Annotated in this window: 23 protein-coding genes; 6 read left to right on the forward strand and 17 right to left on the reverse strand. The window is 47.7% G+C overall.

What is annotated here, in order from left to right:
• Positions 1–96: 96 nt before the first annotated feature.
• Both NJR55_RS00835 and NJR55_RS00840 read right to left on the reverse strand, forming a co-directional pair.
• Positions 97–435 (reverse strand): hypothetical protein, encoded by a 339-nt coding sequence (locus NJR55_RS00835; RefSeq protein ID WP_253616980.1) that lies wholly within the window; start codon positions 433–435, stop codon positions 97–99.
• A gap of 227 nt (positions 436–662) precedes the next feature.
• Positions 663–2,207, reverse strand: a complete 1,545-nt coding sequence (locus tag NJR55_RS00840; RefSeq protein WP_253616982.1) for a YifB family Mg chelatase-like AAA ATPase — start codon at positions 2,205–2,207, stop codon at positions 663–665.
• 167 nt (positions 2,208–2,374) lie between these two features.
• Between NJR55_RS00840 and NJR55_RS00845 the strand changes: the two genes are divergently transcribed.
• Positions 2,375–2,803 (forward strand): hypothetical protein, encoded by a 429-nt coding sequence (locus tag NJR55_RS00845; protein ID WP_253616984.1) that lies wholly within the window; start codon positions 2,375–2,377, stop codon positions 2,801–2,803.
• A 74-nt stretch (positions 2,804–2,877) separates the two neighbouring features.
• On the opposite strand, the gene NJR55_RS00850 is transcribed toward NJR55_RS00845, so the two are convergent.
• The 5 genes from NJR55_RS00850 to NJR55_RS00870 all read right to left on the reverse strand — a co-directional run bounded on the left by NJR55_RS00850 (position 2,878) and on the right by NJR55_RS00870 (position 6,748).
• Positions 2,878–3,315 (reverse strand): hypothetical protein, encoded by a 438-nt coding sequence (locus NJR55_RS00850; protein ID WP_253616986.1) that lies wholly within the window; start codon positions 3,313–3,315, stop codon positions 2,878–2,880.
• 651 nt (positions 3,316–3,966) lie between these two features.
• Positions 3,967–4,527: a hypothetical protein gene (locus tag NJR55_RS00855; protein WP_253616987.1), complete on the reverse strand. Its 561-nt coding sequence runs from the start codon at positions 4,525–4,527 to the stop codon at positions 3,967–3,969.
• Positions 4,528–5,121: 594 nt separating this feature from the next.
• Complete coding sequence (locus NJR55_RS00860) at positions 5,122–5,685, reverse strand: hypothetical protein (protein ID WP_253616989.1); 564 nt, start codon at positions 5,683–5,685, stop codon at positions 5,122–5,124.
• A 67-nt stretch (positions 5,686–5,752) separates the two neighbouring features.
• Entirely contained in the window at positions 5,753–6,493 is a 741-nt protein-coding gene (locus tag NJR55_RS00865) for a ferredoxin--NADP reductase (protein WP_253616991.1), read from the reverse strand.
• A 9-nt stretch (positions 6,494–6,502) separates the two neighbouring features.
• On the reverse strand, positions 6,503–6,748 hold the full coding sequence (locus tag NJR55_RS00870) for an accessory factor UbiK family protein (RefSeq protein WP_253616992.1): 246 nt from the start codon (positions 6,746–6,748) through the stop codon (positions 6,503–6,505).
• A gap of 110 nt (positions 6,749–6,858) precedes the next feature.
• On the opposite strand from NJR55_RS00870, the gene rep reads away from it, so the two are divergent.
• The gene (gene rep, locus NJR55_RS00875) at positions 6,859–8,868 is read left to right on the forward strand and encodes a DNA helicase Rep (RefSeq protein WP_253616993.1); all 2,010 of its coding nucleotides are present in this window, start codon (positions 6,859–6,861) and stop codon (positions 8,866–8,868) included.
• A 7-nt stretch (positions 8,869–8,875) separates the two neighbouring features.
• Here rep and NJR55_RS00880 read toward each other — a convergent pair whose 3' ends face one another.
• Positions 8,876–11,476: a sensor domain-containing phosphodiesterase gene (locus tag NJR55_RS00880; RefSeq protein WP_253616996.1), complete on the reverse strand. Its 2,601-nt coding sequence runs from the start codon at positions 11,474–11,476 to the stop codon at positions 8,876–8,878.
• Positions 11,477–11,697: 221 nt separating this feature from the next.
• Positions 11,698–12,123, reverse strand: a complete 426-nt coding sequence (locus NJR55_RS00885) for a c-type cytochrome (protein WP_253616999.1) — start codon at positions 12,121–12,123, stop codon at positions 11,698–11,700.
• Between the two features lie 84 nt (positions 12,124–12,207).
• Between NJR55_RS00885 and dinB the strand changes: the two genes are divergently transcribed.
• Positions 12,208–13,278, forward strand: coding sequence for a DNA polymerase IV (gene dinB, locus NJR55_RS00890; RefSeq protein ID WP_253617002.1), 1,071 nt, complete (start codon positions 12,208–12,210; stop codon positions 13,276–13,278).
• A gap of 2 nt (positions 13,279–13,280) precedes the next feature.
• Here dinB and NJR55_RS00895 read toward each other — a convergent pair whose 3' ends face one another.
• The 5 genes from NJR55_RS00895 to NJR55_RS00915 all read right to left on the reverse strand — a co-directional run bounded on the left by NJR55_RS00895 (position 13,281) and on the right by NJR55_RS00915 (position 20,395).
• On the reverse strand, positions 13,281–13,709 hold the full coding sequence (locus NJR55_RS00895) for a DUF4399 domain-containing protein (RefSeq protein ID WP_110013008.1): 429 nt from the start codon (positions 13,707–13,709) through the stop codon (positions 13,281–13,283).
• 26 nt (positions 13,710–13,735) lie between these two features.
• Positions 13,736–15,628 (reverse strand): methyl-accepting chemotaxis protein, encoded by a 1,893-nt coding sequence (locus NJR55_RS00900; RefSeq protein WP_253617005.1) that lies wholly within the window; start codon positions 15,626–15,628, stop codon positions 13,736–13,738.
• 64 nt (positions 15,629–15,692) lie between these two features.
• Positions 15,693–17,063: a TrkH family potassium uptake protein gene (locus NJR55_RS00905; RefSeq protein ID WP_253617007.1), complete on the reverse strand. Its 1,371-nt coding sequence runs from the start codon at positions 17,061–17,063 to the stop codon at positions 15,693–15,695.
• Positions 17,060–17,722, reverse strand: coding sequence for a potassium channel family protein (locus NJR55_RS00910; RefSeq protein ID WP_253617009.1), 663 nt, complete (start codon positions 17,720–17,722; stop codon positions 17,060–17,062). Before NJR55_RS00910 ends, NJR55_RS00905 begins: the two co-directional genes overlap by 4 nt.
• 9 nt (positions 17,723–17,731) lie before the next feature.
• Positions 17,732–20,395, reverse strand: coding sequence for a M14 family zinc carboxypeptidase (locus NJR55_RS00915; protein ID WP_253617011.1), 2,664 nt, complete (start codon positions 20,393–20,395; stop codon positions 17,732–17,734).
• A 107-nt stretch (positions 20,396–20,502) separates the two neighbouring features.
• Between NJR55_RS00915 and NJR55_RS00920 the strand changes: the two genes are divergently transcribed.
• Positions 20,503–21,693 (forward strand): murein transglycosylase domain-containing protein, encoded by a 1,191-nt coding sequence (locus NJR55_RS00920; protein WP_253617014.1) that lies wholly within the window; start codon positions 20,503–20,505, stop codon positions 21,691–21,693.
• Here NJR55_RS00920 and NJR55_RS00925 read toward each other — a convergent pair.
• Entirely contained in the window at positions 21,687–22,226 is a 540-nt protein-coding gene (locus tag NJR55_RS00925; protein WP_253617016.1) for a hemerythrin domain-containing protein, read from the reverse strand. The two genes, NJR55_RS00920 and NJR55_RS00925, sit on opposite strands and share 7 nt — an antisense overlap.
• Positions 22,227–22,383: 157 nt before the next feature.
• Between NJR55_RS00925 and norR the strand changes: the two genes are divergently transcribed.
• Together norR and NJR55_RS00935 are read left to right on the forward strand one after the other, a co-directional pair.
• Entirely contained in the window at positions 22,384–23,928 is a 1,545-nt protein-coding gene (gene norR, locus NJR55_RS00930) for a nitric oxide reductase transcriptional regulator NorR (protein WP_253617019.1), read from the forward strand.
• Complete coding sequence (locus tag NJR55_RS00935) at positions 23,925–24,317, forward strand: YbaN family protein (protein ID WP_253617021.1); 393 nt, start codon at positions 23,925–23,927, stop codon at positions 24,315–24,317. Before norR ends, NJR55_RS00935 begins: the two co-directional genes overlap by 4 nt.
• On the opposite strand, the gene NJR55_RS00940 is transcribed toward NJR55_RS00935, so the two are convergent.
• Together NJR55_RS00940 and NJR55_RS00945 are read right to left on the reverse strand one after the other, a co-directional pair.
• A complete protein-coding gene (locus NJR55_RS00940) occupies positions 24,314–25,516 on the reverse strand; it encodes an NnrS family protein (RefSeq protein ID WP_253617023.1) in 1,203 nt (400 codons plus the stop codon). The two genes, NJR55_RS00935 and NJR55_RS00940, sit on opposite strands and share 4 nt — an antisense overlap.
• A gap of 105 nt (positions 25,517–25,621) precedes the next feature.
• A complete protein-coding gene (locus NJR55_RS00945; protein ID WP_253617024.1) occupies positions 25,622–26,494 on the reverse strand; it encodes a U32 family peptidase in 873 nt (290 codons plus the stop codon).

Below are 26,494 nucleotides of genomic sequence, written 5' to 3' on the forward strand. Positions count from 1 at the left end.
ACGTTCACGTCAGGTGGGGTGTCGGGCTAACCACCAAAAGTGATTTTTACCTCTTGGTATAGACGGGCAGATCGCACCTGACGCAATAGCGTCAGGCTACCCTTCATTAGCTCTTTGATCTTCTGGGCCTTTGATTTCCATGACCTGAGCTCTTTGCTTCAGGACTTTCTTTTCCGATGCCACAAATCGCTTCAGGAGTTGCCTAATTAGCGGTTGGTATCCCAAGTTATAATGCTCTGCGATGGTCTTCAAATCGTCGATGAGCTCTTCCTCCATACGAATAGATATAGGCCGCAGTCGCACAGACTGATTGATTGCATCTTCAATTGCCTGGTCAAATCCCACACGTTCTACATAAGCTTCTTCTTGACCTAATTCACCACTATCCCATTTTTCATCTTGCTCAACCGCTTCTCTGATATCTTCTTTTTTCATACGACTCTCCAATTCATGCAGGGATACTGCTAGCTTCCATACTTTTCATAGATTCTTTGCTCTAACGAGTTAGCTTCTTAAACTGTAGCGTAATACATATGTATATACAAAATAGCCGTGGCGTAACCTGACGTTGTACGTCAGGTGAGATGTCGAGCTAACCACCCAAAGTGATTTTTACCTATTGGTATAGACGGGTAGATCGCACCTGACGCAATAGCGTCAGGCTACAAGCTTTGCACCTGATCAATGAGTCGATCTAGGGCTCGGTAATTGAGAGCTTCGGCTAAATGCTGCTGCTCAATGGCGTCACTCTCAGCTAAATCAGCAATGGTTCGGGCTAAACGCAGAGTCCGGTGATAAGCTCGGTGGGACAGCTTCATCTTTTCGGAGGCTTTTGCTAAAAATGCTTCTGTTTTGTCTGACAACTCGCATATTTGCTTCAGCGCTTTCGGCTTAACCTGACTGTTCAGACAGCCCTGTCGCTGTATTTGGCGCTGCCTGGTTTTCTCGACTAAGCTTTTTGCTTCTGCAGAAGTCATTTGGCTATTGCGTTTGGGTCCACCATTCAGACTCATTGATTCCGTTTCTCGTGGCACCATCACCTGGATGTCGATACGATCCAGCAAAGGACCTGAAAGCTTGTTTAAATACTTGAGAATTTGGTCAGGTGTGGACCGGCAGTTAGCTAAGGAGCCATCGAATTGACCGCAAGGAGAAGGGTTCAGCGCGCAAACCAGCTGAAAGTTAGCCGGGAATTTGACGTTGTATCCTGCACGACTAATGGTAATTTCACCGCTTCCGAGTGGTTCACGTAAGCAGTCCAATACATGTCGACTGAACTCGGGCATCTCATCTAAAAATAATAACCCGTTGTTTGCTAAGGATATTTCTCCTGGACGAACAGAATTACCCGTTCCACCTCCCACAAGCGCAGCGGCTGTACAGGTATGGTGCGGATTTCGCAGCTCGCGCCGTGTTAACGCCTCCGCATGATGGTAATCAAAAGACACCGACTTAACCGCCGCAATTTCCATAGCTTCCTGCTCAGTTAAGGCTGGCAATATCCCATTCAAACGTTGCGCCAGCATGGTTTTACCGGTTCCCGGTGGCCCGACGAACAACAAGTGGTGCTTACCTGCCGCAGATAACAACAAGGCGCGCTTAGCTTGCTCCTGCCCTACAACATCGGCTAAATCACCATCATCGTTCGATGATTCCTTTGCCCAATTTATCGACTTTGATTCCCTCAGTGGCTGGTGATCATGCAAATGTTCATAAACACTGACCAAGTCAGCCGCCAGCCAGCTCTTTTGTTCACGTACTAACCCGGCTTCCTGCTCGTTAGTAATAGGTACAAACGCCTGCCGCTTTTTATTACGACACGCCAACAAGGCTGGGATTAAGCCATTTACCGCACGCAACTCACCGGTTAACGCCAGCTCACCATAAAATTCCGCCTGCTCCAGAATAGCATCCGGTATCTGCCCCGAAGCCGCCAAAATGCCAACCGCTATGGCTAAATCATAACGCGCCCCGGTTTTAGGAATATCCGCCGGCGCTAAATTCACCGTAATACGCGTGGCCGGTGGATATTCAAACCCCGCGTTCATCAAGGCGGTTTTGACCCGATCCCGAGCCTCTTTTACTGTAGTTGCAGGCATGCCAACCATAGCAAATCCTGGCATTCCCCTTGCCAGATCCACTTCAACCCGAATTTCCGGCGCATGAATACCTATCAATGCCCGGGTATAAACTCGCGCTAACGCCATCTGTCTCTCCGTGACTAAACAACGACGTAACTATAAGCTGGGGATAAACCTTTGTATGTAAGCCAAGCACTTCAAGCAATGACCGATATTCTTAGTTCAATAGCCAACGTTTGGCACAAGTTTTGTATTAATGATTGCACTGCTAAATGACACATTCAGGAGCAATTATGCAGATTGATACCGTAAACCAGCCGACAGCAGTTCTAACAAGGAAACCCGACGGCACAGAGAAAAACGTTGGCCCAGATTCAGTAAGCAGTACGAAAAACAATACGGCTCCAACAAAACCGAATTTTGCTAATATGACACAATCCGATCTATTTAACTGGGCAAATGAAAAAGCCAAAGCCGGAGAGTTATCACCGAAAGAAATGTGGTCATTTTCCTACCTCGCGATGGATATTCCGGTTGGTAAAGAACTGTCAGCTGAAGACTTAAGACCCGACGATGCGAAACTCATCAATTTTTTCGATAAAGTTCAGGATGGGATACGTGGGGCGATCAGCAATGATGACTCAGAAACCAAACAACGCCTTGAATCCGTTTTGAGTATTATGAAGCGAGAACAGCAGGGACAAATTAATTTATCGGTTTAGAACTTAATGGCCAATAATTGGGAACACACTCTGATTCAATTTATATTAAATAATACGCAAAAGCCTCGCTTGCTTCAGGCGAGGCTTTTCAATATATTCACAATTGTCTGGTTAGTCTCTATACTTTCAGCCATATTTCGGTTTTTCGAAAACTCAAGCCTCTCAGTCCATCGCTCCATTTGATCAATCGGTTTATCCCGGTCAAGTTTTTTCCCCTCAGAAGACATTTGTGAAGGATCCAAGTGAAATGCCATTACAGCAGCCTCAGATGAACTAATCACTCCTTTTTCTTCAAGAAAAACTGCCAGATCCTCCATCTCATTAGGAGACATAGCACGGGCATTAAATTTCCCTTTAAGTTCGTCATACACTTCGCTCAATTTGGAGCCTTTAGAGCTTAATTCAACCTCATTATTAACGTCAGTAGCGGTATTACCCTGCGGGTTGTCTTTAGCAGGCAATTTATCCGAAGTTAATGAAGATAGAAAATGTTCAGTCCTTGATACAATCATAAATCCCCCAGCACTTTTGTTGTCAAAGTCACTATACTTTGTAAATTAATAAGCAACTTACGCGCCAAGTCTTATTCAAGCTTAATGAATTTCCTTATCCAGTACTGAATATTCAAATGGCAACTAACGAGCTTAAGAGGGAGAATGCAAAACACGTTCGTTTTTTCGAAATTTCAGGGGAAATTTAGTGATGCTGGCAATAAAAACAATCGGTGGTTTGCCGTTTTTGAGGCAACTGTTTGCCGCCCAAAACATCTTGAAAACGTTTCAAATATAACCATTACCAGTAATTTTCAGAGGTCACATTACCAGGCTTACGGCGGGTGTTTTTGGGAGCCCTAACTCAGCCAGCGCGGCGCGTGACTCTTTTATCATGTCGGGATGCGCTGCTGTTTAACGGGGTTTCAAACGCGTTGCTTAATTGTTCGGGATATTCTTGTTGCCACGGCTCTATTTGACTCTGATAGACCAGCTATCCTGCCGCAGGAACCTACTACTGGGCTGTTGAGAATGAAGGTGGCGGTGATGGTTCCGGTTCATTTGAATATGAGTACGGCTATACTCGCTAACTCTCAACTACCGATCTTATTCATAAATAGGCTCTTAAACGAGGAGCCTCTTTTCTATATAAATATTGTTTGGCACTATTATCTACACCCTTTCATCAATCATTTTTGCATTAATTCCTTTTAGATATTCCATCGCATCGCTTTGTAGATCTGATAGATAATCTAAATCTAACAGCTCTTTAGAAGCTTCCTTGTATCGTTCAGCAATACGCAGTGCTTCCGCTCCATATATAGGGTGCCCTTTAGATTTATCATTAACTGCATGGTCGAAAACCGAAACTACATTTTCTGAGCTATCCAATCCACCGAATCTTATTTTTAATTCGAGCTGAACTTTTGAACCACGCAACTCTTCATCGTCCTTATATCGATTATACCCTTCTATCGTCTCTTCTTTAAACGTCATCACACTCTCAGCCAGGGCAATATATTCTTCAACGGTTATGTCTTTGGCATTTTCGGGATCAACCGACAATAGTCCTTTGAACTTCTCGGCCTGCTCATCGGTAAGCTTTGAGGTGTCAATGGCGGGCTCCGGAGGCTTAGTCTCGTTTACTTCCGGCTTTTTTGCAGGCTCAGCTACCGCTGTCGATGGTGGCTTTTTTATGGTGAACGAGAAATCACTGATGGTTAAAGGTTTCATAAACACCTCCTGTGTTAACCCCTTATATCGTCGAATTACTAGTCAACTTTAGCGACCTTAAACGCTATTTATTGATATCCAAATCTCTAACACCTAAAAAATTCATAAAAAGAGTCACTGACTTCCTCTGAAATTCAATCAGCTATTGCTGAATTTACTTTAGAGCAGGAGCGTGAAGGAAAGATCCAACCTCAACTTATTTGCAGAACCGTTTATTCGGCTGGTTATACTCATACCGACGTTTCTGATGGTATCGATGTTATTGCGTCATTCACTGTATATCCGGAATGTGCGCGTGAATATCAAACATTTCAGATAACCGATAATGTTGCAGGAGCAACCTTCAGAGTCTATTTAATAAATAGTTCAAACAGCAACGTTGAGTCCAGCGGGCTATACGGAACCACAGATTACCCACCTGCAGGAACTTACTATTGGGCTGTTGAAAACCAAGGTGGAGGTGATGGTTCAGGGTCATTCGAATATGAATATGGCTATACCCGCTAATCCAACGTTTTAAATAGAAACCTTATACTAATAACAGAGGCTTTCACGAGCCTCTTTTATCTTTAGCAACATTAGCTACATCGATATTCAGGCTTTCTCGTCAACCAATTGCTCCCCATTGTCATTAAGATACGTTAACAGATCGCTTTGTAAACTAGACAAGTACTCCGTATCTAAGAGCTTTACAGCCTCATTCTCATTACGTTTTGCACTACTTAGCGCGGTTATAGGGTGCCAACTTTCAGCCTCCGTCAAAACAGCATTATTTTTAAACTCTGCGAATGCGGATAAAGCGTTTTCATTAGCGAAAGCTGGATCGAAATGCTCAACTTTCACCCTTAATTGATTTTGGGACTTTCGCAATGAATTGTCATAGCGATTATAGCCCTCAATAGTCTCTTCTTTAAACGTCATTACGCTCTCAGCCAGAGCAATATATTCTTCAACGGTTATGTCTTTGGCATTTTCGGGATCAACCGACAACAGTCCTTTGAACTTCTCGGCCTGCTCATCGGTAAGCTTTGAGGTGTCAATGGCGGGCTCCGGAGGCTTAGCTTCTTTTACTTCCGGCTTTTTTGCAGGCTCAGCTACCCCTGTCGATGGTGGCTTTTTTATGGTGAAAGAGAAATCGCTGATGGTTAAAGGTTTCATAAACACCTCCTGTGTTAACCCCTTATATCGGCGAATTATTGGGCAACTTTAATATTCGAAAGTAAAATTACCAGTAATTCTCAGAGGTCACATTACCGGGCTTACGGCGAGTATTTTTAGCAAGCCCTAATTCCGCAAGCGCAGCGCGTGACTCTTGTATCATATCGGGGTTACCGCAAAGCATGACTTGTGCGCTGGTGTCTAACGGCGTTTCAAGTGCGTCGCTTAACTGCCCGGAGCTAATCAGTTCTGGAATCCGTGCAGAGAAGGCGCCGGGAATGTTTTCACGAGTTATAACCGGCTGGTAGCCCAGTTGCCCGGGATATTCTTGTTGCCACTGCTCTATTTGCCCCTGATAAACCAAATCTTCTGCCACACGAACACCGTGCACCAGATTGATGCGTTTAAACCTTTCCCACGGCTTTTCGGTTCTTAGCATAGAAATAAACGGGCCAATGCCGGTTCCCGTAGAAAGCATCCACAAGCTGTCGCCGTCCGGCACTTCGTCCAGCGTGAAAAAACCACCAGCGGGCTGGGTAATATCCACGTTATCGCCGGGCTGCAGCTTGGCTAACTTAGTACTGACCTCGCCGTCTTCCACTTCAGCTATGACAAAATCCAGTATGGCTTCGCCGGGTTCGCTGGCCAGCGAGTAGGCGCGCAATAGTTGCTCGCCCCCCACATTCAGACCTAAACGGACGAATTGCCCGGCCTTAAAGTCAAAAGGCTCAGACACAACTCTCAAACTGAAAACGCCAGAACTCCAACGGTAATTCTCGACAACTTTTCCACTAATCCATTGGATCATACGGCTGACTTAGTCCTTGTTTTGGTTCTTGGTCGCTTGCAGCTCTTTTTCTAACAGTTCAACACGCTCACGTAAGCGCAGTAACATTTGCTGCTGTACGTCCAGCTCTTCGCGGGTGACTAAATCCAGTTTCGACAGCTGTGATTGCAGTGTCTGCTTAACCCGCTGCTCCATGTTTCCGGCCAGTTCTTTAACACCGGCTGGCATGCTGTCGTTAATTTGGCGAGCAATATTCTCTATTGTTTTGTTGTCCATAAGTCTCTCTTTGTGTAAATCGTTGCTTATGCGTTTAGCTTAGCAGGAGATTCAGGTAAAATCCGAGCTTCTTATCAGCTTTTTCACGAATCAGGAACTCCGCGGCGCCCATGCTGAACGATCGCCAGAACCAGGCTGTACATTACATCCAGGGCCCTTTATTGGTGCTTGCCGGCGCCGGTAGTGGCAAAACCCGGGTAATAACGGAGAAAATTGCCTACCTGATCCGTCAGCAAATTTACACCGCCCGGCAAATTGGTGCAGTGACTTTTACCAATAAAGCCGCCAAAGAGATGAAAGAGCGTATTGCACAAACCTTGCCGAAAGCTCAACTGCGCGGTTTAACCGTGTGCACCTTTCATACTTTGGGGCTGAATATTATTCGCCGCGAACTCAGTACCCTGGGGTTTAAGCCCGGTTTTTCATTGTTTGACGACCAGGACACCTACGCCCTGCTTAACGCCCTTACTGAAGATGTATTTGAGGGCGACAAAGCGCTGATTCAAGCCTGTCAGCACCAGATAGGCCACTGGAAGAACGCCATGCTGTCGCCGGAGCTGGCTCTACAAAAAGCCGGGAACGATCAGGAAAAGGCCTTTGCTCAGGTTTATCAGCAATACCAGAATAACCTGAGCGCCTGTAATGCCGTGGACTTTGATGACCTGATCCGCCTGCCGACCCAGTTGCTTGCGACCAACGAAAACGCCCGCGCACGCTGGCAGAAAAAGTTTCAGTATTTATTGGTGGACGAATATCAGGATACCAACACCAGTCAGTACCAACTGGTTAAATTATTAGTGGGCGAACGCGCTCGCTTTACCGTGGTAGGCGACGACGATCAGTCGATATATTCCTGGCGTGGTGCGCAGCCTAAAAACCTGGCCTTGTTGAAGCAGGACTTCCCACAGCTGGACGTGGTTAAGCTGGAACAAAACTATCGCTCGCACGGTCGTATTCTGAAAGCCGCAAATATTCTCATTGAGAACAACCCGCACGTATTTGAGAAAAAGCTGTTCTCGGAAATGCAGTACGGCGAGCCGATAAGCGTTATTTTTGGTCGTAACGAAGAGCATGAAGCGGAACGCGTGGTTGCCGAAATTGTAAAACAGCGGTTCCTGCGCAAAACGCCGTATCATCACTTTGCCATTTTATACCGTGGTAACCACCAGTCGCGTCTGTTTGAAAAAGCTCTGATGAACAACCGCATTCCCTACAAAATTACCGGTGGTCAGTCGTTCTTTGCTCGCGCGGAAGTCAAAGACATTATGGCTTACTTACGGTTACTGGTGAACCCAACCGACGATACCGCTTTTCTGCGCATTATTAATACTCCACGGCGCGGCATTGGCCCGCAGACCGTTGAGCGTATTGGCCGTTTGTCGCAGGAGTTAGGCTGTAGCTTATTTGAAGCCTGTCAGTCGCCCCATTTAAAAACGCAGCTTAGCACCGGTGTGTTTCAGCATGTGGACGTGTTCCGCAACATGATAGATACCCTGGCTCGCCGTGCCGATAATCAGGAAGACGCCAGTGACGCGGTAAAACAACTGCTGAGCGAAATTGGCTACGAAGACTGGTTGTTTGAACAAAGCCCCAGCGCGAAAGCCGCCGAAATGCGAATTAAAAACGTGTACGAACTCCACCGCTGGGTATCGGACATGCTAAAAGGCGACGCCGAACATGACCCCATGGAATTGAATCAGGTGGTCAGCCGCTTGTCGCTGCGCGATATGATGTCCCGTAACGAAGACGACGAGCAGTTTGAACAGGTGCAGCTAATGACCTTACACGCCTCTAAAGGTCTGGAGTTTCCACAAGTGTTTTTAGTGGGCATGGAAGAGGGTCTATTGCCGCACCAAAGCAGTATTGATGAAAATAACATTGAAGAGGAACGCCGTCTGGCTTACGTCGGCATTACCCGCGCCCAGCATAAGTTAGTCTTTACTATGGCCAAAGAACGTCGCCAGTTTGGAGAAAAAACGGAGCCACAACCCAGCCGCTTTTTACTGGAGTTACCGCAGGACGATTTAGAATGGGAGCATCGCAAGCAAAAATCTGACGAGGAACGTGAAGAGCAGAGAAGTCAGGGTCTGGAAATGTTGAAAAACGCACTGAAAAAGTAGTGCCAAACTAAGCTGATACGAAAGAGGTGTCGTCGTCTTTGGCTACAGTGCCTTCATAGTTTTCGTCAATGAAGCTGCCCTGCCCCATCATAACACCTTGCTTTTCCACATCATTTTTTTGCGTTTCAGTTTCCAGTCCATCGGCATAAACAGCAATATCGAGCTCATGACACAAGGTCACAATGTGCTTTAACATGGCCTGCGCCCGGTTATTACTGCTCAGCCGGGCAATGTAATGATGATCCAGCTTAAGTATGGTAAACGGAAAGTTATACAGGAACTGAAGCGGCCCGGAACCACTGCCAAAGTTGTCTATAACCAGCTTAAAGCCAAACTCGGAAAGCCGCCTTAAACTGGCCAGTACCCGACGGCCATCTCTGACCAGGTCGGTTTCATCAAATTCCAGTGCGATATTCTCTGGTTTAACACCGCTTTCCGTCACGATATTCACCAGCTCATTCAAGTGACTGGTTTTCAATAAATGGCGCACAGATAAATTCAGGTGCAGCATAGTGTCGGCACTGACGTTATTCTCAACAAGCCACTGGCTGGCTGCCCGTAAAGCAAAGCGGTCAAGTTTCACAATAAGACCGGTGCGCTCAGCCAGAGGCAACAACTCTTCACTGTTAAAGCTGTAGCGCGGGTCTTCCCACACCAATTTAGCTTCTACGGCTTTGACCTCGCCTGTTGTTAAATTCACTATTGGCTGAAAACTAACAGCGAAATCTTTCTCAACTTTAGCATGACGCAGCGCCGTTTCTTTACGAACACTGTCCACCAGATTTTCATGCATGCTGTCATCAAATAATACGTAGCGTCCACGCCCCATACCTTTAGCCTGGTACATGGCGGCATCTGCGTCGCGCAACAGTCGTTCAGCCGAATCGGTCTCTTCCAGACACTCGGCAATACCGATACTGGCGCCGGAGTAATGCTCCTGTCCGTTCAGGTGGAAAGGCTCACTCATTTGCTGGATCATGCGCTTGGCAACGTCTTTGGCGTCATCAATACTGGTAATGGTATCCAGCAGAATAACGAATTCATCACCACCTAAGCGCGCCACCATGTCGTTGTCACGCACGCAGTCACCAATACGCTTGCTGACTTCCAGCAAGAACTCATCGCCGGCAGAGTGCCCGAGCGTGTCGTTTATATTTTTAAAGCGGTCCAGGTCAACAAATAGCACCGCAAAATGGTGCTCAGGGTGCCGTCGTTTATGCGCCACGGCCTGCTGCAAACGTTCATTGAACAATATGCGGTTAGGTAAGCCGGTCAGGTTATCGTGATGCGCTGCATGGAATAAGCTGGATTCGGTTTTTTTCCGTCGTTCTATTTCGGACACCAGCTCTTCGGTACGCTCTGCCACTTTCTTTTCGAGGAACTGGTTCACCCGCTGAATTTCTTCCGCTGAGCGTTTTCTGTCAATGGCCACGGCAACGTGCTGCGAAACAAAGTTCAGCAGCTCTAAATCATCGCTATGGTATAAAAAATCGCCGTCGTAGGTCTGTACCGCAATAACCCCAAACACCTGCCCGTTCATCATTAAAGGGCTACCGAGCCATTGTTTAGCCAGTTTCATACCACCGTAGCCTAACTCTATTTCGTTTTTCTTCAGCAGTTTTTGACGTACAGGAGCATCGATAAAGGCCGGTTCACGCATTTTAATAACGTATTCTGTTAAACCTTTACCGGCTCGTCGTCGTTCGGCTTTAGCGCCTGTTTCATCAACATGGTAGGGAAAATGTATAAACTTTTTATCGTCTGATAAAAGCGCGACAAAGAAGTTGTCGGCATGAATCAATTTACCGATTTGCCTATGCAACTGCCGATAAAAAGCGTTCATATCGTCAGAGGTATTGGTCAGCTCGGAAATAGCAAAGAGCACCGAGGTTTGCTGCTCAGCCCTTTCGCGAATGGTAATTTCGCTCATTAAGCTTTCATTCGCGTGGCGCAATTCGGCTGTCTGGTGTTCTATTTCACTTTGCATTAAGTCGCGCTGCTTTAAACGCTCTAAAGCATTCACCACGTGTTGCGATACAAAGGTGAGCAAATCTTCATCTGAGGCGTCATAACGAACGTCGGCACTGTAGCTCTGCACCACCATAACACCTATGGTCACGTCACCACGTTTTAACGGAACACCTAGCCAGTCCTGATGCTCTGCCCCTAAACCTTCTATTTCGGCGTTATCAATTAAGCGCTGATACACTTCCGGAGGGCAAAGCAAAGACTGGCCTTTTCGCAAAACATAGCCTGTTAAACCTTTCTTTAATTGCTCTATAGGAATGCGCTCAAATAAGGTGTCCTGATCAATTTCGTCGACAAAATAAACAAAATCAACCAGCTCTTCCTGAGGTTCGTAAAGGCAAATATAAAAATTACGGGCGTACATCAGCTCGCCGATAATCTCGTGCAGAGACTGATAAAAGTTGTCCATTTCGCGCGCAGAAGCCGCCAGTTCCGATATTCGGAACAGCGCTTTTTGTACGACTTCAGCAGACCGATACTTTTGGGTCAACCCCTTTAGGCGGGCGATGACTTTGTGCAAGCGTTCATTTTCAGTTTTTATATTCTGAAGCTGTTCCTCGCTATGCGTACGGTCTGTCATTCAGGTTCAACCTTAGACACTGACACTCCTTGCCGCGAAATACATTTTGTTAACACTTGTTGCTTTTGGTAACAGTCGTACAGTATAGACCTGTGTCAAAAAATAGAAAAGATCTGGTTAAAAATTAATTAGTGAGGGAAGTTAAGAAAACGAATTAACGTCGATTGACACAAAAAAGACCACCGGGTGGTGGCCTTTTTTTGCTGAAGATGCATATGAAACTAAATTTCTTCGGTCATATAGTTAATTGCAGCTTGAATTTCTTCTTCTGAGCAGTCGCTACAGGTTCCTTTAGGCGGCATGGCATTAAAGCCTTCTACTGCGTGCTTCAATACCGTTTCCATGCCCTGGTCTAAACGTGGTTGCCAGTCGGCGGCGTTGTTCATTTTTGGAGCACCCATAACACCACTGGTATGGCAGGCTGTACAATACTTATCGTATACTTGCTGGCCTGACCGCGGTCCGCTGCTTTCTTCAGCGGCGCTGCTTTCACCAGCCACATAGTGCTTACCTAAAGGCTTAATACGCTCAGCGATCGCTTCACGTGACATATCATCCTGCACTGATGCCGCACTAATGCTTAGCGCAAACAGCATTGACATGGTGCCTAAAACGCTCTTAACAAAAAATGAATTCATAGCTTTCACTGGTTTCTCCTACAAATGGCTGGTGTTCTTGCACGCCCAGTTAGTGGATGCGATTATAACCACAAATGTGCAAAGGATAAACACTTGGCTGAAATTGCTCGCAAAATAGCTTTGCTGGATTTGGATGCGTTCTTTGCTTCGGCTGAAGAATTGCGCGACCCAAGCCTTAAAACACGCCCTTTTGCTGTCGGTGGCGGTGGTGAACGAGGCGTTGTTGCAACGGCAAATTATCTGGCTCGTCAGTTTGGCGTTAAAAGCGCGATGCCGGGTAGTCATGCCCGCCGTTTGTGCCCGCAATTAACCTTTATACGACCTGACGGCAACTACTACCGCGAACTGTCCAATAAGGTTCTGGATATTCTGCATGAACTCACACCCCGCATTGAACCGGCTTCTATCGACGAGTTTTATCTGGACTTAACCCATTTGGAAGGCTTTAAAGGCAGCGCGACTTTGGCCATGGACTTTGTTCGTGACCAAATTAAGACGCTGGGAATAACCGGCTCTGCCGGCATTTCAAACCAGAAAATGGTAGCCAAAATTGCCAGCGAAGAGCGCAAACCCGATGGTCAGTTTGTGGTTCGCCCGGCGGAAGTTATGGACTACATCGCGGCCTTAAACCTCAAACAAATTCCGGGTGTTGGACCTAAAAGTCAGCAAGTGCTCACTAACTATGGACTTATCACCGGCAAAGACATTCAGAATATTGAACTGCAGCAATTACAGGCCATTCTTGGCGATAAAGCCGGGTATGTACTCTTTGAACGCTGCCATGGGCGGGATCGCCGCGAAGTTGTTACAGAGCGCATTCGCAAAAGTGTCGGAGTTGAACAAACCTTAGCAACGGATATGCGACTGGAATCGACGGCTCAGGCTTATGTTCAGGACAATTTATTACCGAAACTGCGTCAACGAATGAAAATCACCCACTGGCGTGAGCAGCCTATTCGTAGCCAGACACTAAAGCTGAAATTCTCGGACTTCACACAAACAACAGTCTCCCGTAGTGCTCAGTTTATTTCACCCAGCCTGTTTTATCAGTTATTAGACGAAGCCTGGCAGCGTGGAAAAGGGAAGGGGGTAAGGCTGTTGGGGATCAGTGCAACATTGCCTGACCCCAACGAGCAATTACAACTCGAACTCGAGCTGGATTAGTCTTATTTCACTGTAATAGTGATTTTTTCTGATACCACGGCCGGGTTATGCGGTACGTGGTTCTTATCGCCTAAGATAATTTGTAGCGTATGTTCACCCGGCTCTAAGGTCACGGTAGTTTCTGTCTGGCCACCACCAAAGTGAGTCACGTCACCGCCCATAGGTTTGTCCATAGCTGGTAGTTCGTCTTTATCAACCAGCAAATGGTGATGTCCGGTATTCTTCACATCGACACCTGCCGGCGCTACGCCCATACCGCTTAAGCCAAACTTCACTTTAAAGGTTTTACCAACCACTTCCCCGTTTTGCGGAGAAATAATATAAGCCTGGGCTTGCTCTGATGCTTCTGTACGTTCTACTGCCTGAGCCGTTGTTGCCAGAACAGGTCCGCCAAGTAGTGCTATGGCGCCAATCATCCATGCTTTGTTCATAGGTTTGCTCCAATAGTTGATTTCGATCAATTCAGTTTAAACTGTGTTACCAATTGTTCCAAGCGTTCAAACGCCGTGTTCAGTTCACGGCAAGCTCGCTTGGTATTATTTAGATTGTCTACGCTCTGATCGTTCATACTGCTTATATCCATAATGTCACGATCGAGCGTTTGGATCACTGAAGTCTGCTGTTCTGTTGCCGATGCCACTGAGTGATTGACATCATCGATAGTAACAATGATAGCGTTAATTTCAGACATCTGCTCAGCAGACTCTTCCGCACTTAACACACAGGCACTGCTTATTTCCTGACTTTCCTGAATGACTTCCACCACACTACGAGTCCCCACTCTGACCCGTTCTATCATGGTTTCAATTTCACCCGCCGACGACGAGGTCCGTTGAGCCAGGCTACGCACTTCATCCGCTACTACCGCAAAACCACGGCCGGCTTCCCCTGCACGTGCCGCTTCAATAGCCGCATTCAGAGCCAGCAAGTTTGTCTGCTCAGTTATACCTTTAATAACCTCAATGATCTTACCAATGTTCTGGGTGTCTTCGTCCAGAGTATGAATTGCCTGGCTGGAGGCATCCATGCGCTCCGACAAGTGCTGAATTTGTTGTCGGTTGTGTTGCAATGAGCTTCTTGCAGATGACGCTTTTTCAGTACCAGAGCTTGCCTGTTCAGAGGCTTTTGCAGCATTCTCGGCAATTTCATTAGCACTCGCACCCAGTTCATTCACTGCCGTTGCAACAGAGCTGGCTTTTCCGGCCTGTTCGCTGCCAATGTCCATTGAATCGTCATTTGCCTTAACCATGCTGCGAATGTTGCCTTCCACTTGCTGTGCGGCCGCATTCACTTCCAGCAAGGCTTGCTGAATTTTCTCAATAAACTCATTCATGCGCCGTGAAACAAGGCCAAACTCATCGTCGGATTCAACCGGCAGCCGCTGCGTTAAATCGCCCTCGCCGCGGGCCATATCAGTTACAGCCTCATTTAAGCGGCGCAAAGGTTTAAGCAATAAGCGTAGTAACCAGGTTAATGACACCACTACCGCCACAATGCCAATAACCAAATAAATAATAGCAGTCCAGGCAAAGGAGGAAACGTTGCTGTAAGCCTGTTCTCGGTCAATAACCACTCCCAGATACCACTCAACTCCCTGAATACCTTTTATTTTATGGAATGACACGAGGCGATCCGCTCCATCAATACGGTATTCGGAGAAATCAGAACTTAAAGCAACTGGCTGCCCGGCATAATCGTTCACAGATTTTTCAATCCAGTCTTTGTTGGGGTGTGCCAGAATATTTCGATCACCGCTAACCAAAAAAGCATAACCCAGACCCATAAAATCGATGTCATTAACAATTTCAGAAATCTCATCCAGCATCATATCGCCGCCGGCAACTCCCACCAGACGACCATCACGACGCATGGGCACCACCGCGGTAATGGTCAATTCATTGGTGGTAACGTCAATATAAGGCGCGGTATAGGTTGGCTGCCCCTCATCAACCGCCAGCTGGTACCAGGGACGGCTGCGGGCATCGTAATCGTCCGGCAGGTCGATGCTGGGATCATCGAGCAGAAAAGTCCCGTCGAGCAAGCCATAATACACATTTTTAAACTTACCGGCGGCTTTGGACTGTTGAACCCGCTCTAAGGCTCGGTCTGTAGAATCATCAACATTGTAGGCATCGGCGGTTGCCTGAACAATGCTCATACGGTCATCAAACCACTGCGAAATATTGTTTGATACAGAGTCGGACAAAGCCTGCATTTGATGCTGCAAATTACTGCGGGTTTGATTCGACATCTGCAAAAAGTTGGTCAGCGTGAAGACACCCAGCACGAGTACCAGTATCAACGACGCAACAATAATAACCTTTTGCGTGAACTTTAATTTATTCAGCATCTTCGGAGCTTCTCTTGTTATTGTTTTTTGATCAGTCTCTTAAAGTTACTCTGTATTTAGCAAACTACCCCACCTGCACTTCTGTTTTCGGGTAACGCACTCTTTTTCGGTGTGGAGTTGTTAAAAAGTACACTAAAGTCAGCGGCCCTACCCGTCCGGCAAACATCAGAATAATGACTAAAATCTGGCTCACTTCAGTTAACTCGCCCGTTATTCCTCGTGACAGCCCTACCGTCGCCAATGCCGATAAAACTTCGAAGCTTACATCTATAAACGGCAGCGGATTCAAAATCATTAGAAAAAAGATACCGAGAAACGCCATTAACAGCGTAATCATTGAGACAGCCAGAGCTTTCATCACCATTTGCTGCTCAATACTACGCTGCATCAACGTCACGTGCTGTCTGCGTCGCAGAAACGCGTAAGTTGCCATCATCAGAACAATGAAAGTACCTAACTTAATACCGCCGCCAGTACTCATTGAGCCGCCACCAATAAACATCAACAACATAATGTACATTGAGGTTGGTTCGCGCAGTTGCCCAATATCTACAGTATTAAAGCCCGCTGTTCGCGGCGTTGTCGCCTGAAACCACGACGCAAGCGTTTGCTGCAGTGTCGATAAAGACCCCAGGGTGTCCGGATTATTATGCTCCATTAACCAAAATATAATGGCAGATACCAGATTAATGACTAAAGTGGCGATAAGGATACTGCGTGTATATACCGAGAATTGATGCCAGCGTCGCTTCTCGAATATGTTCATCAATACTGAAAAACCTAAGCCGCCGACAATAAACATGAACGTGACAACCAAGTTCACGGGAATACTGCCAACGTAGTCACTTAAGCTGTTTGCAGAAAGAGCGAACCCCGCGTTGTTAAAAGCTGATATTGAATAAAAAGCAGCCTCGCCTAACGCTCCCCAGAAACCAAACTCCCCCCACCAGGTTAACGTCAAAACTACGGTTCCCAGAAGCTCAACAATCAATGCCAGGTAGAAAACGGTTCTGGCAGTCTTAGCAATATTTTTTAAGCTGGTCTGCTGCATCGCCTCTCTTGCGACGAGCTGATAGCTAATGCCAATGTTTCCGCCCATAGACATAACCGCCAGAATGGCAAATGTCATAAAGCCAATGCCGCCAGTCTGAATCAAAATTGCAATAACGGTGAGTCCGAAAGGGGTGTAGGCCTGACCGGTATCGACTACCACCAGTCCGGTTACTGTCACCGCCGATGCCGCAGTAAACAGACTTTCTAGCCAGGTAATAGGTTCAACAGTCGCAAAAGGAAGTTTTAGTAATAAGGCGCCAAACAAAATTAAAACAAAAAAGCCGCCGGCAAGAACAACCGGCGGACCTACTTTAAGCTTTTTATGCTGGCTCCGTCTGGCTCTGGTGTACGCCATAAAAAAAGAGGGTAACCATTGCTTCATGACTCTTCGACCAGCTTCGGTGCGATTGATTTCAGCGCTTTTAAGCTACCCGCCATGACCAGCGTTTCATGGCCTTCTATGGTTGTTTCCGGGCCAGGAGTAACCGTCACTTCGTCCCGCTTTTTTAATAACAACAAATGAAAGTTATCGGTATTATCAGGCAAAATGTCGTTTAGTGTTTTGCCTTCAAGGTTTTCGCCTAACGCAATTTCGACGCAAAACCAGTTATGCCCAAGCGACATGTACTCATTAACCATAGGATAATTCAAAGCCTGAGCAACTCTTATGCCCATTTCTTCTTCCGGGTGAATAATGCGACTTACCCCAAGCTTCGATAAAATTTGGTGATGCGACTTAGACGTGGCTTTCGCCCATATGGTCTCAACACCAATAGTTTTTAAGTGCAGTACACACAACAAACTGGCCTGTAAATCCTCACCAATAGCAACCAGAACCACGTCGCAATTCGATAAGTCGAGCTCGTTTAGTGCTTTCTCGTCGGTAACATCGCAAATTGCCGAGTGCGTGAGCTGATCGGCAAGTTCTTCAACCAGCTTCTCGTCAGCATCAACGCCAATAACTTCATGGCCTAGCTCTAATAATTCCAGTGATGTCCGGGCGCCGAAGCGGCCCAGACCAATAACTCCAAACTGTGCCATGTCAGACTCCTATTGTGCTTTTGCCGGTGCCAGGAACAAGGCGTTTATCAGCAAGGTATTTAAGCCGTCCATATAGGCACGGTACGTGGGTTCCTGAGTAAAGCTGATAATCATGCCTTTGCCACTTGGCTGCCAAATTAATAGCGGCTTGTAAGGTAGTTGCTGAGCTATATCGTCCCACAAAAAGCCACTGGCTAACAGGCTATCCGCGCCAGCAAACCACGCAATGTTGCGGCCATGATCAATATCAATGGGGGTAAACACATCATTACCGTTATAAATACTTACTACCTGCGGTTTAACGCCGGCGCTTAACCAGTGGTTTGTATCCACTTTGGCATTTAATAACGCACCGGGCACCCAGTCGGGGTCAGCGCCGTGCGGTTTTATTTCCGTTAAGAACTGCTCGCGGCTTTCAATCACCTTACCGTCTACTTTAATTTCTTCGTCAGGCTCAGTAACGCCCTCTTCCGGCACTTTGCGTTCCAGTTGGGTATTCAGCAGACCGGTTTCAACAGCCCAGGCAGAAGCACTGCCTAAAGTCAGCAGCACACCGCCGTCTGAAACCCACTGCTGGATTTTCTCAACGGTTTTGTCGTTAAGCACGCCGGAGTATGCACCTTCCGGTAGTATCAGAACATCCAGCCCATTAAGGTCATTTTGCAATAACTGCATGGTACGAATAGCTGTTACCGGATAACCCATCTGGCGTTCAATCACAAAGCGGGTATGCCCTGCACTGTAAGGGCTAACCGGCTCATCCCAGGCAATAGCAATTTTCGGTGCTTCCAGTTTGCTTACGTTGTGCGAACCAAAGTTAGGCCCTTCAGTCATCCAGCTTGTATCAACGCCTTCAACGGTTGCGCCTGAAGCCTCAGCGAGCTTTTGCAATTTAGTCTGCAAACCATCAGGGTTGTCAGCACGGGTTAAAATCAATGAACCACTGGGGAATTCACCGGCGTTCTCGTGGGTAAAGGCTAATTCGCTTTGGCGAACCTCTAAACCTTCGCGCAACGCAGCAGTGAGGAAACGCCCTGCATTCATGTCACCCCAACGAACCAAAAAAGCCACTTTGGCGTCCGGGTTAGCCACTTTGCCAGGCTCAATACGACCTTCTTCTACAAAGGCTGTGGCGACGTCAGGTAAATCATCACAGGTGTGGCTGTCGACATTGAACATCAGCGGCAGTGACCAGCCGGTTACATCGTAAATTTGGTCCGGTAGATTATTGTTACGGCGCTGCTCCTGCTCTACCAGGAAGTCATCTGCCATATCCACCTGTTTATCCATTAAGGTACGTATCATGCGGTGTGCGGGCTGTGCCATATCAATGATATAAGCGCCCGCTTCATAATCAGTACCGCAGACGTCAAACGCCTTTTCCGCCAGCTTCACTTCTGCACCCTGTTCAACCAGTAAAGAGGCCAGTTTACGTGCGGCAGCCGGGTCATCCTTGGCAGGCAGAATAATAGAGCGGACATCACCGTCTTCGCCTGCTTCAACCGCTGACTTGCGGTATTCCCAGAACTTTTGCAATAAGGCTTCGCGGCGTTGGGAAACTGTCTGAATAGTCGAGATAGACGCTATAAAATGCTGCTGAACACCATCGGCGTAGGTCAGTACGTCGCCGTCTGCACGGTCAAATAAATGCCCACGTGCTGAAGCCATCTCATAGGTCATTGCAACTGAGCCCTGATACAGCGGCCAGCTGGCACCGTAGCCCGGGTAAAACGCGTCGAAAATTTCGCGGGTAAAATAATCAAAGCCCTTTTCGTCGAACCACTGGCTGTTATTTTTACCAATCCAGTTCAGCGTTTCGCGTTGTGACTCGGTAATCAGTGGATTATAAGGCCGAGCCTCTGGGGTGAAATAATAAGTGGAATCGCCACCCATTTCATGCAGGTCAACAAACACCAGCGGATAGTATTTTAGTAAGGCATCAATTTGCCCGCTAATTTCAGGCTGAGTCAGCGCTATCCAGTCGCGGTTCATATCAAACAGGTAGTGGTTAGTGCGCCCGTTAGGCCAGGGTTCGTTGTGCTCCGCACTGCGGCGGTCCCCCGAGTGCTCCAGCCCAACACTCATGTAGTAACGATCCACAAAGCGGGCTCGTCCGTCCGGGTTTTGCAGCGGATCTATGAACACCATGGTGTTATCTAACCAGCGTTGGGTCTGCTCACGCTGGTCATGCAGTAAATGATAGGCGGTTACCATAGCGGCTTCCGGTGACGAAATTTCATTGCCGTGAACGCCATAGGACAGCCAGATGCTACCGGGCAATTCGTCAATTAACTGCTCAGCCTTATCGCTGTCGGTTTTGCGCGGGTCGGCTAAGGCCTGCATGCCCTTCATAAAACCGTCAAAGTCAGCCATATTGTCTTCACTGGAAATAACCGCGTAATAAAGCGTACGCCCTTCCCAGCTTTTGCCGTACTCAAGCAATTTTACTTGTTTGGGGTAAGCCTGCTGCAGAGCTTCAAAATAACGGCTCATGTCGGCCGGGCTGGTAATTTTAGTGCCAAGCGGATAACCCAGAACCTGCTCAACAGTCACTTCTGAATTACTGTAGTTAGCTTCGGGGAGTAACGAACTCTCGCCCGAGAGTTGTTGTGCTTGAGTCGGCATGACCAACCATGAGGCGGCTATCAGCGCCGCAAATTTGAGACTGCGCATCTTCATTCCTGTTGTTTTATGCACTTTTAAACTGTGCTTAGGGTTTCTTTTTATGTCTCTCTAATGTAAAAGCTTGAACAAGGGAAGTGAAGCTCAATTTAGGTACTATGAATAAAAAGACTCAATTAACCACGCTGCTGGCGGCTATAGCCACAACGCTAATTTTGGCAGGATGCCAAATAACACCTAATAACGTAAAACGCGTGGTCAATTCAGGCGTGTTTAGCGGTAACGACCCAAGCGCAGTGGTGGAATCTATGGCGCGTGAGCGTTTGCACAGCTACCGCAGCAACCCGCAACAGCTTATTAGCGACATTGAGGACTTACGCAAGGCTTTGCGCGATCTGCGTGCCGTTGCTGAGGCCATATGGGGTGACGAGGAAAACACGGTTCCCAGCGCAAAGAAGTACGTTAAATACAGTGATAACTTTCATGCCAAAGCCGTTGTCGATTTTGAGCAGGGCCTGCTGACCGTTGCGACATTGCATGACAGCAATGATCCAGCCAAAACCCAGGAACAACTCAAAGCCGCTATTGTGCGTACGCTGTTAACGCCAACCGACCTCACTGCCGTTGATATTTTTACCGATAAAGAGCCAGGACGGACAGGAAAACCGTTTTTGCGCGGACAAGTTGTTGACCAGGACAATGTCGTAGTCGAATACGAATGGCGGGCAAACCGCTTTGCCGAGTACTTGGTGAAAAACCAACTGCACACCCGCCGCGCTAAGAACAACCAGGTGTATGAGGTTCAAATTGCCTTAGTTGATGAACACAAGGAGCTGCGCAAACACCAGTATGCCGACTACGTGATAGCCGCAGCGCGACGCTATAACCTGGAGCCTGAGCTTATTTATGCCATTATTGAAACAGAAAGCAGTTTTAACCCTTATGCGGTGAGCCACGCTAACGCTTACGGCTTAATGCAGGTAGTGGCATCGACCGCCGGACGTGACGTGTTTGAGCGCGTTCGTAAAATTCCCGGGCAGCCCACGTCTCAACAATTGTTTGACCCCGCACAGAACATTGATATTGGCAGTGCCTATTTGCACATTTTGAATACCCAGTACCTAAAAGGCGTGCAACACCCGCGCAGCCGCGAATACGCTATTGTTTCAGCATACAACGGTGGCGCCGGTAACGTGCTGAAAACCTTTTCTTCCAATCGTAGCAACGCGGTTCAAATTATAAACCGAAGTCAGCCCGGCATTGTTTACCGGGACTTAACTTCTAAGCATCCGTTGTCGGAGAGCCGCCGATATTTAGAAAAAGTGATGTATTTTAAGCAGGGTTACTGACACGAACCGCAACAAAAGTCTTTACCGTGCTCAGGTGCCGATGCTTTCTTTTCAACAAAAAGCAGGTTGTTTTCCAGGTGAATATGCTCGTGCAAATCATCCTGCAGCTCTTTTAAGCCTTTATAAAGAGTTGTCCAGGTACCACAGGCGCCTTCCGGCAGCGTTAAGTTATTGGTCAGTTCATCAATTCTGTTAAGTTCCCCCTCATGCTGAACGTGTTCGCTTTCCATTACTGAAATTGGCCCGCCCGGATAAACACCACGAGACAGCAAAGGAAACAGAATTTGTTCTTCTTTTGTCATGTGGCTTTCCAGCTCCTGCATCAGGTTATCCAGGTGTTCAGTCAGACCAACCGGGGCTTCGGGGTGATCACCATGAACAGCTTCAACGCGCATAGCCAATTGCTTTAACTCAGGAAGCTGTTCGCGATGGCGCTGATGAAAACGCAGATAAATGTGCTCTATCAAATGCTTGGGTGAAGCGTCCTGCCATTGTTGCTCGGCAGTCTGTAAACGGTCATTGAAAGTACTCATGGGTCACTCCTGTTTGCTAAATAAAGTTTCTACTCAGGTCTGGTTTGCAACAAACAGGCCAGCTCCTACCCCGTTAGGATTATTGACTCTCCGGGGTGCCGCGGTACTATCAACCCAACCAATAAGGGTATTTTTAACCTGGGCAGTCAATTTAACCATGTTGCAAGAAAGTCTATTAGCAGACCTGCTTACCGAGCAGCCTGCAGCCGTTCGTTTACAAAATTTGGTCAACACCTTGCGCAGCCACTTTAACTGCGGCGCAGTGGTTTTATTAAAGCTGGATAATGAAGTGCTGCAACCGGTTGCTATTCAGGGACTGGTACGCGAAGCCCTGGGCCGCCGCTTCGTTGTGGCGCAACATCCCCGGTTAGCAGCATTACTGGCTTCTCGTAACCCCGTGCGGTTTGAGCACGACTCGTCATTACCAGACCCCTACGACGGACTGCTCGCTGAGCAGCCAGGTAATGCGCTACCCGTTCACGACTGTATGGGTATTAGTTTGTATCTGGAGAATAAGTGCTGGGGTGTACTGACGTTAGACGCACTGCAACCCGGTACATTTACCGACAACTCAATGATTGAATTGCAAAAGTTTAGCTTGTTCGTTGAGACCGCCGTTCGCATTGGCCAGCTGGAGCAAAACGTCAGGGCTCTGCGACAAGGCCAGCAGCGCACCATGCCAAAATCCGGAACCACAGAAAGAAACGAATCGGAAATTATCGGGCACAGCAAAGCCATTGAAAGTGTACTCAAAGAACTGCGGGTAGTTGCCAGTGCCGATTTGCCCGTGTTGCTACTGGGCGAGACCGGTGTCGGTAAAGAGCTGTTTGCCCGTGAACTGCACTTGCTCTCACAGCGCAGCGACAAACCCCTTATTTATGTGAACTGCGCGGCTCTGCCGGAATCACTTGCAGAAAGCGAGCTTTTTGGTCATGTAAAAGGGGCGTTTTCCGGGGCAACCAACGATCGTTCAGGACGCTTTGAAGTCGCTCACGGCGGCACGCTGTTTCTGGATGAAGTTGGCGAGCTGCCATTATCCATACAGGCCAAATTATTGCGGGTACTGCAAAACGGTGAAATTCAGCGTTTAGGCTCTGACAAATACCGAAAAGTAGATGTTCGCCTCATAGCAGCCACCAACCGCAATCTGCGCCAGCAAGTCAGTAATGAAACTTTCCGTGCTGATTTATACCACCGCCTTTCGGTTTATCCTTTGCCAATTCCGCCATTACGCGAGCGCGGTGACGATGTGTCTATTCTGGCCGGACATTTTCTCGAGCTAAACCGGGCTCGTCTGGGGTTAAGGGCTTTGCGTTTATCGCCGGAGGCTGAGCTTGCCATACAGCAGTATCAGTGGCCGGGTAATGTGCGTGAACTGGAACATGTTATAAGCCGGGCCGCTATTAAGCTACTGAGCCACGGAGTGGAAAAAACCGATATTGCCACCATTGAACCCGACATGCTGGATCTGGATGTGCAACTACCTTTGTCAGCCACCACCGACTCTGGAAAAAACTCCGCAGGAACCAGCTTACCTCCGGCTAACGTGTCGATGAAAGAAGCGGTAAATTATACTCAGCGTAAGATGATAGAAGCGGCTTTGAGCCGTCACAACAACAGCTGGAGTCAGGCCGCTAAAGACCTGCAGCTGGATGCCAGTAACCTGCACAAAATGGCCAGCAGATTAGGAATGAAGTCGTGACGCGGGAGCTGTTAATTCGGTTATTGTGGCGCGCTCTGGCGCTATTTTTTGTATTGCTTGGACTTATTGGCATTGCCCTGCCGGTAATGCCCACAGTGCCTTTTCTCATTGCGGCATTGTGGGCTGCTAGTAAAGGCTGGCCCCGGCTTGAAGCCTGGCTGCTTAACCACCCTAAATACGGCCCGGACATAAAAGCCTGGCGCGAACACCGGGTCATTAAACGCCGCTCTAAGATAATCGCCTTAGTCATGATGGCAACCGGGTACCTGGTACTATGGTTATTTGTTCCGCAGGTTCCGGTGTGGTTAAAAGCAATTGTCGGGGTTGTTCTGGTTGTGGTCGGGTGCTGGCTGGCTACGCGCCCCGACCACTCTCCGGAAGAGACTTAACCCGGGTTACCGTCGGCGCGGGGTGTTGTCAGCACCTTAAAATAAACCACAACATAAATACCATAAGCCATTGTCCAGGCTATAGCGCTAAACATTAACCACTGGCTGGCTAAATCAGGAGCCAGCCACATTAAAAAGACCCGGGTTAATGCGGCTATTAATACCAGTAAAAATGCGCCGGTCATTATCAGTTTGGGTTGCAACGGGCGCCCACTATGGCCTAGCGAAACGCGCGCTATCATGCTGAGGATCATATTCCCCATAGCTCCCGCGGTTAAGGCATGTAACGCAACACTCTGAGTCAGGTCAAAGCCCGCGTAACGCAATGCAAATAAGGCCAGACCAACCGGAATAAACCAATAAGCTAAGTGCAGTGACCAGAGCAGCGGTACTCTCCAGGTTATCCAGATTTTCCAGCGCGCAACTCTTATACCGGTTGCCACCGCTGAAACACCAAATAGAACGACCATTATCTGGTTAGGCAACAGCGTGTGCAGATTCAGAAAGTGCACAGCAAAGATAAGCCACAAGCTGCCTAAGGCGATGCGATCAAGCCAGACAATTGGCGTTACTTTAGGCGTTTGCGTACCGTTGGCAGTAAACATTGGCAGCACTCGTCCGCCAATAATGGCCATTAACAAGGTCACCAGAAATACTGCGTTGTAAGCACCAAGCACCTGAATATGATAGTGACCAAAGTGTAAGCCGTAGTGCATAAGCAAGTTGCACACCGTCAGCAACAGCAAAATGGGCACAAAGAATAAATTTCGGGTCTGATTTACTTTTAGCACCATACGCCCGAACAGAAACGCGGCAACAGGTAAAAGACTGACATCCACGGCTGCAACTAACCACCATGGCAGTTCACCGCCCAACAGCAACATTAACCTGGCGGCTGCCCATAAAACGGTCAGAATAAGCAGAGTTTTGCCATGTGGTGCCCTAAGTCCGGTCCAGTTCTGCACCGCAGTTAATAAAAAACCCAGGACTATGGCAATAACAAAGCCAAATATCATTTCATGGCTGTGCCAGAACATGATGTTGCCATATACAGGCAAACTGAGCTTTCCACCAAGTGCTAACCCCCACAGCAGCATCGCTACGGCACTGAACCCTGCACCCAAAAGGAACAGAGGCCGAAACGCCTGCCGCAGAATAGGAGTTAACTGCTCTTCTTTTTGTCTGTCTGTGATTTGCATCACTGTCACCGCTTATTAATAAAAGATACATTTTTAATATACCTTTTATTTTGACGAAGATCGACGCTCTACCACTAAAAGTCAGTTAATACCTATTTAGAGATTCTAGCCTGTCGCTAGCCCCGCCAGTTGCAACCAGTAGCCATTGTTCTCTTTGCTCGTCAGGGTCACGGGGTGTTCCCCATTGATATTACTGCGGAAGCGTTGTAGCCAGTCGAAAGTCCCCTCGGGTTGCGGACTAATACGCACAATATCGACCAGGCCATTCATACCCGGCAGCTGGTTTATCAGGTTATAACGTGTACCCGATTGCGTCTGAATACCATTAAGCACAAACACCTGCTGACCTTCCTGACTTTTCACTTCCCGGCCTTCCGGGTACTTTATGCAACACAGCTCGCACTGATCTTTCGGGCGGTTCTCCGAGCGGGCAGTAAAGCAACGACCAGACCAGGCCAAAGGTATATGGCCAAAGGAGAAAACTTCCACTTCAAAGCAGTCCCTCACGGTGTCAATAAGGTTGTGCTGTAAGACGTCCTGCAGCCAGTCGCGGGAAAGTTCAAATGGAACCACCCAGCGAGTCATACCCATATCAATGAGACGGCGCAGGCTCTGGTGATTATAAATATTAATGGCCGGCCCGGCGGTAAAGTTCAGCCCCTGCTCCTGCAATAAGTTAATAGCGCTGACATCATTGGCTTCGACATCAAACTCGCCATTATCGCAATATTTACCCAGCTCTCTTAGTTCAGCCGGAGCCTCTAGTAGAGTCATTGTCGATAGTGTTACTTTTTTCCCGGCTTCTCTTAGCATGTGCGCTATCGCCAGATAGTCATCCAGCTTTAACTCACGACGCTTACTGCAAACGGTTTCGCCCAGATACACATGGTCAACATCTGACTCCGCGGCTTGCTGGTAAAAATCAAAAACCTGTTGTTTCGGCCAAAAATACAGAATAGGTCCTAGAGAAAACTTCAT

The organism is Idiomarina rhizosphaerae, assembly GCF_024159085.1.
In the GTDB taxonomy this organism is placed as follows: domain Bacteria; phylum Pseudomonadota; class Gammaproteobacteria; order Enterobacterales; family Alteromonadaceae; genus Idiomarina; species Idiomarina rhizosphaerae.

What these genes read in the sequence shown, in the direction of transcription:
- rep (WP_253616993.1), top strand. Translation starts at nt 6,859, where the DNA reads ATGCTGAACGATCGCCAGAACCAGGCTGTACATTACATCCAGGGCCCT.
- NJR55_RS00920 (WP_253617014.1), top strand. Translation starts at nt 20,503, where the DNA reads ATGAATAAAAAGACTCAATTAACCACGCTGCTGGCGGCTATAGCCACA.
- NJR55_RS00845 (WP_253616984.1), top strand. Translation starts at nt 2,375, where the DNA reads ATGCAGATTGATACCGTAAACCAGCCGACAGCAGTTCTAACAAGGAAA.
- NJR55_RS00915 (WP_253617011.1), bottom strand. Translation starts at nt 20,395, where the DNA reads ATGCGCAGTCTCAAATTTGCGGCGCTGATAGCCGCCTCATGGTTGGTC.
- NJR55_RS00865 (WP_253616991.1), bottom strand. Translation starts at nt 6,493, where the DNA reads ATGATCCAATGGATTAGTGGAAAAGTTGTCGAGAATTACCGTTGGAGT.
- NJR55_RS00940 (WP_253617023.1), bottom strand. Translation starts at nt 25,516, where the DNA reads ATGCAAATCACAGACAGACAAAAAGAAGAGCAGTTAACTCCTATTCTG.
- NJR55_RS00945 (WP_253617024.1), bottom strand. Translation starts at nt 26,494, where the DNA reads ATGAAGTTTTCTCTAGGACCTATTCTGTATTTTTGGCCGAAACAACAG.
- NJR55_RS00910 (WP_253617009.1), bottom strand. Translation starts at nt 17,722, where the DNA reads ATGGCACAGTTTGGAGTTATTGGTCTGGGCCGCTTCGGCGCCCGGACA.
- NJR55_RS00860 (WP_253616989.1), bottom strand. Translation starts at nt 5,685, where the DNA reads ATGAAACCTTTAACCATCAGCGATTTCTCTTTCACCATAAAAAAGCCA.
- NJR55_RS00895 (WP_110013008.1), bottom strand. Translation starts at nt 13,709, where the DNA reads ATGAACAAAGCATGGATGATTGGCGCCATAGCACTACTTGGCGGACCT.
- NJR55_RS00840 (WP_253616982.1), bottom strand. Translation starts at nt 2,207, where the DNA reads ATGGCGTTAGCGCGAGTTTATACCCGGGCATTGATAGGTATTCATGCG.
- NJR55_RS00835 (WP_253616980.1), bottom strand. Translation starts at nt 435, where the DNA reads ATGAAAAAAGAAGATATCAGAGAAGCGGTTGAGCAAGATGAAAAATGG.
- NJR55_RS00900 (WP_253617005.1), bottom strand. Translation starts at nt 15,628, where the DNA reads ATGCTGAATAAATTAAAGTTCACGCAAAAGGTTATTATTGTTGCGTCG.
- NJR55_RS00850 (WP_253616986.1), bottom strand. Translation starts at nt 3,315, where the DNA reads ATGATTGTATCAAGGACTGAACATTTTCTATCTTCATTAACTTCGGAT.
- NJR55_RS00870 (WP_253616992.1), bottom strand. Translation starts at nt 6,748, where the DNA reads ATGGACAACAAAACAATAGAGAATATTGCTCGCCAAATTAACGACAGC.
- NJR55_RS00880 (WP_253616996.1), bottom strand. Translation starts at nt 11,476, where the DNA reads ATGACAGACCGTACGCATAGCGAGGAACAGCTTCAGAATATAAAAACT.
- NJR55_RS00925 (WP_253617016.1), bottom strand. Translation starts at nt 22,226, where the DNA reads ATGAGTACTTTCAATGACCGTTTACAGACTGCCGAGCAACAATGGCAG.
- norR (WP_253617019.1), top strand. Translation starts at nt 22,384, where the DNA reads ATGTTGCAAGAAAGTCTATTAGCAGACCTGCTTACCGAGCAGCCTGCA.
- NJR55_RS00905 (WP_253617007.1), bottom strand. Translation starts at nt 17,063, where the DNA reads ATGAAGCAATGGTTACCCTCTTTTTTTATGGCGTACACCAGAGCCAGA.
- NJR55_RS00855 (WP_253616987.1), bottom strand. Translation starts at nt 4,527, where the DNA reads ATGAAACCTTTAACCATCAGTGATTTCTCGTTCACCATAAAAAAGCCA.